The organism is Paenibacillus alvei DSM 29, assembly GCF_000293805.1.
Taxonomy (GTDB): Bacteria; Bacillota; Bacilli; order Paenibacillales; family Paenibacillaceae; genus Paenibacillus_B; species Paenibacillus_B alvei.
The window spans coordinates 377356-389969 of record NZ_AMBZ01000005.1 but is presented as its reverse complement, the minus strand read 5'-3'; the positions used below and the strand labels follow the sequence as shown (position 1 = coordinate 389969).

Sequence of the window (12614 nt, the reverse complement as noted above, 5' to 3'; positions counted from 1 at the left end):
ATGAATGCCATTCCGTCATGGCAACGCGCCTCTGAGGCGTTTGAATGGTCGTTCAAGTTCGAGGATCAGATGAAGAAGGGGCTTGAGAAAGTCGTAGAACTCGATAGGGCCATGATCGACCTGAAGAGCACGTCCGGGGCAAGCTCACAAGAACTAGATGCGTTTAAAGAACGTGCCTTTGGAATCAGTAAGGAAATGGGCGTTGCTTCAGCTTCCGTAGTAAGAGCAACCACAGAGTTCCAAAAGCTGGGCTACACGTTGGAACAGTCAACGGGGTTAAGTGAAAACAGCATATTACTGTCCAAGGTCGGCGGCATGGGCATAGGTGACGCGAGCGCGAGCATCATAGCCGTATTGCGCGGCTTCGACATTGAAGTCGATAAATACGGGAACAATGTCCGCAGCGTCGTTGATATGTTTACGGCGGTTAAGAATAATTTCTCCATCACGTCAGAAGGCTTGGGCAATGCGTTGAAAGACTCCTCCTCTGATCTGAAAAAGGCCGGAAATACGGTTCAGCAATCCATTGGAATGATTACGGCAGCGAATATTGATCTGAAAGATCCGGAAAAAGCCGGAGCGGGATTAAAAACCATTGCATTGAGATTGCAGGGACTTTCTGAGAGCGGCGAAAAAGTAAGGGGCGTCGTTCCGCAAATTGAAAAAACATTTGCGTCTCTCAATGAGAAATACAAATTGATGGGCAGCGGCGCTCTAGATTTAATGAAAGAGGATCAAACGACCTTTAAGTCCACCTATGAAATCTTCCAGAGTCTCTCTCAGGTATGGGATAAATTGTCGAAGGAAGAGAAGGTGGACGTTTCCAGCAAGATCGGCGGGGATCAGAACGAGGTCGTATCCTCCATCATGGAGAATTGGAGCAAGGCCAAGGGAGCAACCGAAACAGCTATGAGCTCAGCCGGATCGGCGGCTCAAGCATTCAATCAGCATGCGGACAGTTTCGAGGCGCGCATCGGGAAGCTGCAAACTTCTCTTTCTGAATTTTGGAATACGTTCAGCAATTCAGAAGCCGTTAAAGATATTATTTCTGGGTTAACGACAATAGTAGAATTTCTTACAAAAGTAACGGAAATGATAGGCGCTCTTCCTATAGCTACAGTTTTTGCCGGGCTCAGCGGGTTGTCTAAATTTGATGCCTTGAAAAATCTCGTTATGGGCAGCAGCAGCATTGGCACTTTTTTCTCAGTAATAGGAAAAGGGTTAGCGAGAATTGTCCCATACGTGGGTGCACTTCTTATGATTGGGGAAGTAATTCAAGGTCTGTTTAACATTATCAACAAACCAGAGAACGATCGAAAAGATAGATTAAAATTCCTCGATGACGATACCAAAAGAATTAAAAAGTTTAAAGAAGACTATGACAGCATTTTTGATGGAAAGAATATGGATGTTGATACCTTTGAGAATTTGCAACTTAAAGGTAAAAGCCGAACAACAGAGGAAGAGGAAAAGTATTTAGGTATTATTGAGCAAATAAAAACGAAGATGCCCGAACTTATATCCCACTATGATGAATATGGGAATGCTGTAGCAAAAAGTGCGGATGAAATAAAGAGGCTTCGAGTAGAAGAAGAGCAAAGAGAACTAAAAAATAATAAAGAAGAGTTGAAGTTAAAGTTAGATGGCGATTTTGGAGAAGTAGATCAAAATATTAAGAAAATCAGAAATAACAAAAAACAAATCGACTTCCAAGATACGTGGCTCGACTTTGCAAAAAGAGCAAGAATGTTTATCGAAACGGACATCAAAGACATCAAATTTGATGATAAAGAGGGTATAAAAGAAGCTTTCACAAATAAAATGAATCCAATTTTTGATGCCTTACCAAAAGATAAAGCTCTAGTCGTTGATCCGTTCTATACTATTCTCATAAATAGCTTACAAGGATCACCCGATAGAAGTGCAGCCTTAGCAAATTTTGATAAGTTTATAAATGATATTATCGCTGAAAAAGAAAAATATGAAGTAGAAAATCAAAACTTGAAGGACAGTATCATTCATGGTTCTACCGATTTCAATGAATCTATTAACTTAGCCTTTCAGAATTATATTAACTCTAGCAATATACCTGTAGACTCAAATAAGTTTTTATTTATAGAATCCCTTAAACAAATATTTGTGGAAAATATAGATAATTTCGGTGAAGACACAAAAGATGCTGCTCAAAAGATCCCTTCGTTTATTAATGAAATAATGGGGGTAATTCAAGGTAACAAAGTATCTATTGATGATCTGATGAACGTAAAACCAGAACAGGCTAATAATATGCTTGATGTTATAGATAATATAAAAGAAAAATTGAGCAAAAATCCGGTTAATAATCCGTTCCTCAAATTATTCAATGACATAAGAGTCGGACATCAAAAAGCAGCCAAAGAAATAAATAGCACGAGAATGAAAATTGATCCGAAAAATGCGAAAGAGATTGAAAATCTTCGTTCTGCTTATCATAAATTAGCAGATGGACAAAAGCTATCTAAAGATTCGATTACTGAATTGCTAAGTACGTATCCTTCCTTACATGATGCAATTTATATTGAAAACGGGAACATTCAACTTACTGCAGATGGTTTAAAAGATTTAATGCAGCAAAGAGAAAAAGAATTTCAAGATGATATCGATAAGAAGAATAAGCAAGGCATTGCTGCAAAGGACAAAGCAGTCAATACAATCGAAGCAATCGAAGATGAGATTGAAGCTTACGAATTGCTTATGGATGCTCGAAATTTATACGATGTTGATGTAGATAAAATTTATGACGACGCAAAAAAGAAGAACGATGAAATAGAGAACAATCGAAAAAATGGAATATACACGACTACTATCGATGAAATGAATGCAGCAAAAGAGCTTACACAAGCTGGTTATAATCGTCATATAAAACACACATATTACGGAGATAAAGAAAAACTAAAAGCGATAAAGGATAAAGTAGCTGCTAAAAAAAACAAGCTTCTAGCGGTAGTTCTTATGGGGGGAGTTCTCATTCTTCTAACCCGAAACCCGAACTTCAAGATGCAATCTATGTGGTAGACAAGTATAAAGAACATATGGACGAACTTACTCAATCCATTGAAAAGCAGCAAAGAATTCAAGAGAAGTACAGTACGTGGTCTAAGCAGCACCGGCAGGCTCTTGCTGAAGAAATCAGATTGTCAGGTGAGAAGAAAAAAACGATTGACAATGAAATAAGTTCTTTAAATGAACAAATCAAGCAAAAACAAATCAAGAAAACCGGCTATATGACCGTCGATAAAGATAAAAATGCAAATAAAACGAAACAAGCGATTGCAGCGGAAATTGAGCAAGAGGTAGCCCAAGCGAAAGATCGTCTCCATGATTTGCAATCTCAATCGTCTGAAATGGAGTCGGTCATTGCAGAGCTTAATAGTAAGATGGTTGATGCTACAGCCACTATGTACAGCCATCGAAGAGATACGTTATCCGAGAAAATAGATTATCAGGATTACGTAATGGATTTATATGACAGTACAACCCAAGGGTATCGTGATCATGCGGCTGAAAAAATCCAATTATTAAGTTTGCAAAAGAAAAGTTACCAAGACGAAATAAATTTTTATGAAGAACAATTAAAAAATAAAGATTTGTCGGAACTTAAAAAAGACGAATTAAGGAAGAGTATTGAAGGAAAATATTCTGAAATGCGTCAAAAGGATAGGGATATTAATTCGGAGAAAACAAAAATAGCCAACTCCGTCATCGACAAGCATCTGTACCGCATGAACGACGAGAGCAAAAAATATGCCAAAAGCATTCAGCAACTAGAGGATAATATTCGCTATGACGTGGATAAAGAAGACGGGGATTATGCGAAGCATATCGGATATTTGCAACAAATCGCTGGCTTGCGCAAGGGTGAGGCCAATGATATTAAAAACAATATTAAATTCCTTAAGTCGCAGTTGGAGTTAAATAAAAACAACAAAGATATCGTGGAACGTTTGACCGATGAAATCGAGAAACAAGAGGATAAGCTGCAAGATACAGAACGGTCGGTTAAGGATCTTAATGGCAGCGTAAAAGACATTTACGAAAAAGCAGCCGATCAATATGTCGAGCTATACAAAGAAAAACTCGAACTCTTAAAAAAAGCGGACGAGGAACATTATCGGTTAAAGCTCGAACAAGAAAAACAGGTTCATGAGAATCGGATGAAGCAAATCGATAAAGAGCTTAAAGCGTTGCAGGATGCCTACGATCAACAAATGCAGATGCTTGATCGCACGGAATCCACGCGAACCTATGAAAATGATTTGTCCAAAAAACAAGACGAAATAACGGATCTCAAAAAACAAATCGACTTGTTATCCATGGATGATTCCTATGAAGCGAAAAGTCAAAAAGCCGACTTAATCAAGCAATTGACCGAGAAAGAACAGGAGTTGTCCGAATATCAGCATAATCGGGAAATCGAGCTCCGCAAGAATAACCTGGAGGACGAACTGAACTCGGAGCAAGAAAAGCTGGAAAGCAAAAAAGAAAAGATGGAAGAGGAATACAACAACACGGTCAAATTGTTGGAACAGAAGGCGGAGGAACGGCAAAAGTTCTGGGAAAATGAACTGAACAACGAACAAAAATTTGCTGATATGCGCAAGCAAGTATATGAAGGCAACTTCAATGAAATGCTTGAAACCGTCAACACTTGGTCTGGAGAAGTCGATTCCAAATTCGATATACTAGGAGATTCGATTACGACGAATTTCACCGATAAAGTAAAGGAAGCAATTCGTGAACTCAACAAATTAAATGACTCAAAGCTTGGTTCCATGGGTTCAATCGTCAACGATGCGAATTCCCAAAACCTCGACGGAAGTAATAAACCTACCGCAGGCCTCCCAGACAACAGCTTACTATCCGCGAAAGACAAAATCAATGAAATGATATCCAACAGTAAGAAGTGGAAACTGACCACTGATGAAAAGGAAAGAAAAAGATTAGAGGAAGAGAATAGAAAGCTAGGAAAAGAAATAGGTGCAGTATACAAGAATGGGTCATGGTATAAGGACGGAAAGCCTCTACGCCAATTCGATACAGGCGGCTACACGGGGGATTGGAGCGGGAATTCCGGTAAATTAGCGCTGTTGGATAAAAAGGAACTCGTATTAAACGCCGAGCAGACAAAGCACATTTTGGACACGGCTCGCATCGTGGAACAAATTCGATCGGCTGTGCCTAGTTTCCCTATTGCTAATTTCATGCCGGCATCCATTCCGTCAGTCATTCCTGCTCCAGCCAATGAGCAGCATGAATATCACATTGAAGTGAATGTAAATGGAAATGCAGACCGGAATACGGCCGATATCGTGGCGACGGAAATCGTGAACAAACTGAAGCGTACAAGAGGGGGGAGATTTTAATGCTGGAAGGCGTACATTTTTATTATGACGGCATCTATTCCGTCGATATGGGGTTATTGAATTGCAAACTAGACGGAGGTATGTTCGAGGAGAGCTTGCTGCCGTCAAGAAGCATTATCGAGAAAAAAGTAAGCGGAAGACATAAACCGTATTTTCAGGCCATCGAATTAAGCCCGCTCGAATTTAATCTCACCTTTGCCTTTGAATTTCATTATGACGAGCGGCGTATTCGAGAAGTTGCCCGCTGGCTGTCACAGCCTTACTACAAACCTTTCTACACCGTCGATAATCCGACCCGGGTATTTTATTGCATGCCGGATGGAGACGTGAATCTCATTCATAATGGATTGAAGCAAGGCTATATTACCTTGAAGATGAGATGCGACGGACCATACTCCTATACGCCCAAGACCTTGAAGGAAAAGATGATGTTCGACGGCACAAAACTGACAAAAACAATCCAGGAAAACACTTTTACTAATGGGATGGGGACGCTGCAAAATATCGAAATTGTCAACGGAGCTTTGCAGGTAAAGAGCGGAAGCACGACATGGCTACAATATTCAGGAATGAAATGGAGTGATCTATGATGATACAAACGAAGAAGATGGGGTTAAAAAAGCCGCAAGTATCGGATCAGGTCGATCAAACCATCGCTTGGTTGGCCGATAATTTTCAAGTGCTCGATAATCATTTTGAAGAGCTTATATCCGACGTAGCAACTCACCCCGAGATGGGTGAGTTTTTTCATGCAGGGAAGAAGTTTTGGAACAAGAACGCATCGCGCGGCGATTTCGCAGGCTGGGTAAATGTGCGGGAAGGCGTATTTGCACCTACATGGCAGAAGCAGTATTCCTATAAGGCAGGCAACAAGGTGAAAGCCTCTCCGGATAATGGCCATTATTATGAATGCATTATCGAGGGCACAAGCGGGATGAAGCAGCCAACATTCCCGACTACATCCGGAAGTCTGGTATATGATCTATATGGGCATACGGCATGGAAGCCGTCTTATCATTATAAGCTGGATGAAATCGTCGTCGCTACGAATGGCGATATGAGCTATTACTATAAATGCATTATTGAAGGCGCTTCGGATTCCGTCGAACCAGCCTGGACCAATATTAGCGGCTCCACGATCGTCGACGGCAGCGTACACTGGTATGTGTATAAGACCGTTCAATGGAAAGAGATGGGGTCTAGCTGCGAATTCGTGCCGTTCGGCACAATCGGCAATTACAAGGGTGAAGCAACGATTGAGACAGTAGGCACCATTCAAATGGGAAAATGGAAAGCGGATACCATTGAGCTGGCTCACGGAGGAACCGGAGCTACGGATGCTGATGGAGCAAGACGAAGCTTGGGCGCAACCGGAAAAGTTGCGAAAACGATCGGAGACGGTCTTTCTACAACCTACACAATCAAGCATCCACTGAATACTCGAGATGTCGTCGTCATGGTGCGGGAGGCGGAATCTCCATTCGCGGCAGTAGATGCCCAAATTAATATGATGGATGAGAACAGCGTCATTTTGACATTCCCATCCGTACCTGCCGTTAATCAGTACCGGGTTACGGTCATTGGTTAAATAAGCATAAGCTGCCTTCGGGCAGCTTATTTTTTTATATCAAAGGAGGTTAGAGCATGCCCAGTTGGCTTGATTTATATATACCGAAGGGGGTTTATGTTTCGCGAGTGTTCGATGTGGGCTCTCATTTCGAAACGTATATTCAAGATTTGAAGGTTCAATATGAGCGTCATGATGGAACGGTAGATGTATTCATAAGGCTGTCCTATGATTCAACGAACTGGACGGAGTGGATCAAAATGAACGAAGCCGCTTTCGATGCAAAGGATTTGTTCAGAGACAGTTACTATGATATGGAACAATGTTCCCTGCAATATAAAGTTGTGCTGCGGAATGAAGGTATGAAGAGCCCCGAATTTCGCGGCATTTCGTTCTCCCTGCTAGGGTCATACCTGTTAAATAATACGGGAGACGTCTCCTGCAAACCGGAACTGTGGATTACGAAGCGCAATGGCGCCGGCACGATTAAGCTTACGAACGAAACGAACGGACAGACATTACTATTGGCGGATTTGAACGACAATGAGCAGGTATACATCGATTGCGAGAATGAAGATATTGTGTCCGACTTGCCGCTCATATACCGCTACGATAAGCATAATAACGTATTTCTCGAGCTGGAGGTCGGGGAAAATCTGCTGACCGGCGAAGGCGGATTTGAACTGACGATCAGACATGAATATAAAACCATGCAAGGATAATTCGGGAGGTGAACGACGGATGTTACGTTTAGGAGATATCGATTTTGCCAAAAAGCCTGTTGCGCCCCAACTGTTTCTATGCAAGCCGAATAAAGAGACCATATCCAAATTGGCGGAAGCGCATAATATCGTGTTTAATTTGAAGCTCGGCGCGCTTAATGAGCTTACATTCGATTTCCCTGCTTATTTGGACAAGCACCATATCGTAGCGCGCAATAAGAACTTTGAGCTGATTAAAGGAAGATATCTGATCAAGCTCGTTCTTGGCTCCTACGAAGAATATTTTATTGTGAACCAGATCGGGAAGCGGGCCGGCGACGACGGAGAGAGCGTGTCGGTATCAACCTTGTCATTGGGATATGAATTGAACGATAAAATCATTCGGGATTATAAGGCCGTGTCGAAGACCGCCACGGAGCTTATGAAGGATGTGCTGATTGAATCCATATGGCAGGTCGGTTACGTCGATTCCGAATTCGAGCTGAAGCGAAGAGGGCTCGAAGTATCGTCCAATACCGTGCTGGAGGTCATATTTGATATTGCCAAAACCTTTAATGCTGTGGTCGTATGGGATACGCTCCATAGAACTGTAAGCCTGAAAAAGCCGGATCTTATTGGGCATGATAAAGGATTCTCGATTAAATACGGCAAATACTTGGAATCTGTTAACCAGGAGGATAATGCCGAAGAGATTGTAACGCGGTTGAAGATGTACGGCAAAGAAGACATAACGATTCGCGAAATCAATCCAACGGGCACGTCCTTTGTGGAAGACTTTCATTATTTTATTTATCCGTACAAGGAAGACAGAAACTACAGCCAACAGTATTATTACGGTCCTGACATGAAAGCGCAATGGAATCATCATGATGCGGAATGGAGCGTCCTTAATGGCAAGCTTATTTCCACCTCTAATCTCCAGCAGCTTTCTACAATCGTGAATTCCAGCGCATTTGGAAGCCAAAATTACAAACTATCTGCCACATTGAACGCGACCGGCGGGGACAATGTCATGGGCTTCGTTGTCAGATATCAGGATGATCGCAATTATTACTGGATTGGCTGGGAGTCCGGCAAAATTCAAGGCGGTGTCGGCTGGGGCAAGGAAAAGCTGCGACTCTATAAACGGGAGAACGGGAACGATATTCTGCTTGCCTTGACGGATGCGGTTGACGGTTGGAGCACGGACGTGCACTATCGGATGGCAGTCGAAGTATATAACCAGGATATAAAGATATGGATCGATGACAGACTTGTCCTATCGGGCCATGATTCGACATATTCGCATGGTGCCTATGGCTTGATCAGCATAAATCAGCCTTTCGAAGTAGAGTACGTAGAGTTCATGTCCAAAGAGCATACGGTGTTGTCCCATAGCGATTATATGACGGACGCGCTTTGTCATGGTCTGTTGGAATATGAGGATTTGCTGCAGGGGAACCGGGACGCTTTTACCGAGCTGGTCGCCAAGCGGGAAGCGAACAATTCTATTCTTCATATTAAGAATGAGGAATTGCATCAACTGAACACGCAATTGAAAATGCTGTTAGACGAGCGGGATACGTTGAATACGCGGATCGCGAAACTGAGCGATGAGATTGATCATGCGGATAATACGTTCCAAGATTACACCTTGCTGCTGAGCGATCTGAATTCTCTCCAAAATGAATTGGATGCGAAGTTGTTTGAAATCAAGGCTAAGGAATCCGAAATCAGCCGCAAAGAAGCGGAAGTAACCCAAATCGAACAGCAGCATCAAGAAATCATGAATCATATCAATGCCTTGAAGCTGCGGCTCGATATTCGCAACAACTTTACGAAGAAGCTGCTGGATGAACGTAATCAGTATGTCATTGAAAAAGAGTGGCAAAATTCCAACATCGAGGATCCGAACGATTTACTAAAAGAGGGAATGAAGGCTTTTGACGAGCTGAAGCAGCAAAAGATTACGCTAAAGGTTGATCTGGTCAATTTCCTGTCGATGGTGACGGAGCAACGGAATTGGGACAAATTAGGGCTCGGAGATACAATCGGCATTGAGCATGAGCGAATCAGTCTTCGCTACAAAGCGAAAATTACCGAGATCGAATACAACTTCGAAGATAAAGGCATCAATCTTACGATCAGTAATATGAAGGATATGTACGCCAACAAAGATAAATTTATTGAAATGCTGTACAAGTCCTATAATACGTCTACCCAAGTATCGATCGACTCGTGGAAATGGGATTTATCCATGCAAAATAACGGCACGATCAACCAGATTATCAACAACAATTGGGATGCCAACAAAAACGCGATTATCGGGGAAAGATCAGGTAGTGGAACTGTCGGACAGAGGATTAATTATTCGGGATCCAAAAAACCCGCTGCATTATTTGGTTGGATTGAATTCGATGATTGCCATTACGAATGATGGCGGCAACACGTGGAAGCATGCCCTGACGGCTGACGGTATTGTTGGCGAGCGGATCTACGGGAAAGTCATCATGGGCGTTAACTTGGCCATCGAGGATGAGAGCGGGGTTCTGAAGTTCCAAGGCTCCAAGGGAGAAATATTCGACCGGAACGGCAAGCTGGTCATGAAGCTGGGGCTCGTCGAAGAAAATCCGGATGCTTTCGGTCTCATGTCTTTCAACGATATTACGAGAGTAAAAGTGACGGACAAGGAAGGCTTCGTCATCGACAAAGCAAACAGCAAACGGCCTGACGGTTGGGAAAAAGTAATGTGGGCTGATCAACGTGACGGCACATTATACACTCATGGCCTGGTCGCCGAAAATATCAAAGTGTTCAATGACATCGGGAAGATGATCATGGATGCGGAATCGAACTATTTCAATATCGGCGATTTTAAGACGATCGTCATGGATAATAAGCTGACTTCTCTTGAAAAAATGCAGATCATTACGGAATTGTACAAGCTGGAAGCGGGATATCATCGCATGCTGGAGCAAGCAGAGAAGTATAAGCGCTCTCAGCGCGATGACGTATTCGACATGGATGCTCAATTTTTCACAAAAGTTCCAAGTGCCTCGGACCTGTATTCAACGGAGCCGCTGACGCAAGCATATCGGAAGCTTATCGCATATATGTCCCAATATATTAAAATTACTTCCGTAGAGCCGCTGAACATCGCTATTCACGATCCATTGACCGAAAAGACAAGTGAAATCGCGGATCGTTCGGAATTTATTCTTGCTTTCAAGACGTATTATGACGAAGAGAAAAATCTGAGAAATAAAATTGAAGATGCGCAGTTCTATTCCGGATTGAATATGGGTAAATTCTACAACAATGTCGTGATCGGGGAATACGGATTCATTGCGCTTCGGAATGACGGCAAGTACCGGGCCGTCCTGAATGCGACCAATGGCTTGGCCCTGCAAAAATGGGAGAAGAACAAATGGACCAATAAAGTATACGCGGCGGTAGGCAGCTCGGAATATACGGACGGTACCTTGATTGCGGAGGATTTAGTGGCGAAGCGGCTGCGGATAGAGACGAAGGTTGGCAATGTGCTGCTGGATGCGGATGCCTTGAATCTTGATTTTACCGTACTGGATTCCATCATATTGGATGATGTGATTGTATCGCCCGAGAAAATTACGCTTGCCAACCAGTTCAAAATTGTGACGAAGCAATATAATGAACTAAATTCGCAAATTAATCGGTATGCAATGACTATATATAATGACAGGGAATCTTCCTATGCGGAACTGGATGAGACGCAAAGTAGGCTCGTAGCGGCCGGCAACGAGTTGGAGGATAGCTATAATCGATTGAAAAGTTATATGCAGCCGATTTTTGCAAACATGAACACGACGACGCATCTCATCCATGATCTCGGTTCAACGCGCACGGAGTTTCATGAGAAATGGGAGAACTTCTATCAGGAATATGAATACGGCAGAGTCGTGCTGGCAGACTTCCTGGAGAAGAGCTCCTTACAGCTAGGGAGAGACTACAATAATACGCTTATTGATGCGGAAAACGGTATCGTTGTAACTCGCGGCGATAATATGTATCGAACCGTCTTGAATGCCACGGACGGCATCAAGATCGAGAAGAATATCGGCACGGGATCGAGTCCGAATTGGGATAAGCGATTCTATGTGGACACGGACGGCAAGCTATTGGCTGTCGAATTAAAGACAAAGGCCTTAAAAATCCTAGACGGCGAGCTTGGCGAGAAAATCATTCTGGATGCGGAGAAGGGCATAACGATCAATGGAGCCAAGGGGGAAGTGATCCGCTTAAATGCTAACGAAGGCATTGCAATCGATGTAAAAGATAAGAAGCGGTTCTGGATTCATAAGGACGGTACGTTGCGCGCCAGAAAGCTGATTATTGAATCGGAAGAGGGAAAAGAGCCGGTATTAGACAAGGAAACCTCCGGATACATTTCGGATCTCATGGTTAACAGCTTGAAAACGGCCGAGAAACCGGAGGGATATCAGGATTATGTGCATATTCAAGACAAGTTCATTAAGCTCCTTACAGGCGATACTTCTATCAATGATATTCAAAAATTCGTATTGCGATTGGAAGGAGACGGGATAAATAGTTATCCTGAAATGATTTGGGGGCAGGGAAGCGGAAAAGGAAATCAAGGGATTATAAGGAAAACGGCAGAAGGTTTCTTTTTTGAGGGCTCGACGGATGTTGGTAACAAACGCATGATTCAGCTAATGAATCAACAATTTGACGCTATATTAGTGAAAGCGGAACAGGGAAGTATAAAAATTGATTCAGATACCGAAATTTCATTGATATGTGGGGATAGTTATATAAAAATATCACCCAACAAAGTGGTCATTAAAGCGGATAGAATTGATTTGAACTAATATGAGTAAAATTTGCTGCTAGATCCTTAATATGATAATATGAACATAAAAACATCAAGGGGTACAGGTGAGAACC

7 protein-coding genes are annotated in these 12614 nt (G+C 42.6%); all 7 read left to right on the top strand.

What is annotated here, in order from left to right; translation table 11 throughout:
* From PAV_RS18660 to PAV_RS18630, 7 genes are read left to right on the top strand one after another with little or no spacing between them, the layout of a single operon-like run.
* The gene (locus PAV_RS18660; protein ID WP_005548957.1) at positions 1 to 3054 is read left to right on the top strand and encodes a phage tail tape measure protein; all 3054 of its coding nucleotides are present in this window, start codon (positions 1 to 3) and stop codon (positions 3052 to 3054) included.
* Positions 3048 to 5402, top strand: a complete 2355-nt coding sequence (locus PAV_RS18655) for a hypothetical protein (protein WP_040736157.1) — start codon at positions 3048 to 3050, stop codon at positions 5400 to 5402. Before PAV_RS18660 ends, PAV_RS18655 begins: the two co-directional genes overlap by 7 nt.
* Positions 5402 to 5992 (top strand): phage tail domain-containing protein, encoded by a 591-nt coding sequence (locus PAV_RS18650; RefSeq protein ID WP_005548954.1) that lies wholly within the window; start codon positions 5402 to 5404, stop codon positions 5990 to 5992. Before PAV_RS18655 ends, PAV_RS18650 begins: the two co-directional genes overlap by 1 nt.
* Positions 5989 to 6990, top strand: coding sequence for a hypothetical protein (locus tag PAV_RS18645; RefSeq protein WP_005548952.1), 1002 nt, complete (start codon positions 5989 to 5991; stop codon positions 6988 to 6990). Before PAV_RS18650 ends, PAV_RS18645 begins: the two co-directional genes overlap by 4 nt.
* Before the next feature lie 56 nt (positions 6991 to 7046).
* Positions 7047 to 7691 carry a phage distal tail protein gene (locus PAV_RS36360; RefSeq protein ID WP_005548950.1) on the top strand — a complete coding sequence of 215 codons (645 nt, stop codon included), beginning with the start codon at positions 7047 to 7049 and terminating at the stop codon, positions 7689 to 7691.
* 19 nt (positions 7692 to 7710) lie between these two features.
* Positions 7711 to 10107, top strand: coding sequence for a phage tail spike protein (locus PAV_RS18635; RefSeq protein WP_005548948.1), 2397 nt, complete (start codon positions 7711 to 7713; stop codon positions 10105 to 10107).
* The gene (locus tag PAV_RS18630; protein WP_157266985.1) at positions 10013 to 12538 is read left to right on the top strand and encodes a hypothetical protein; all 2526 of its coding nucleotides are present in this window, start codon (positions 10013 to 10015) and stop codon (positions 12536 to 12538) included. The genes PAV_RS18635 and PAV_RS18630 overlap by 95 nt, the downstream gene beginning before the upstream one ends.
* Positions 12539 to 12614: the final 76 nt, after the last annotated feature.

Coding starts and splice junctions, on each gene's coding strand:
- PAV_RS18660 (WP_005548957.1), top strand. CDS start 1: ATGAATGCCATTCCGTCATGGCAACGCGCCTCTGAGGCGTTTGAATGG.
- PAV_RS18650 (WP_005548954.1), top strand. CDS start 5,402: ATGCTGGAAGGCGTACATTTTTATTATGACGGCATCTATTCCGTCGAT.
- PAV_RS36360 (WP_005548950.1), top strand. CDS start 7,047: ATGCCCAGTTGGCTTGATTTATATATACCGAAGGGGGTTTATGTTTCG.
- PAV_RS18645 (WP_005548952.1), top strand. CDS start 5,989: ATGATGATACAAACGAAGAAGATGGGGTTAAAAAAGCCGCAAGTATCG.
- PAV_RS18635 (WP_005548948.1), top strand. CDS start 7,711: ATGTTACGTTTAGGAGATATCGATTTTGCCAAAAAGCCTGTTGCGCCC.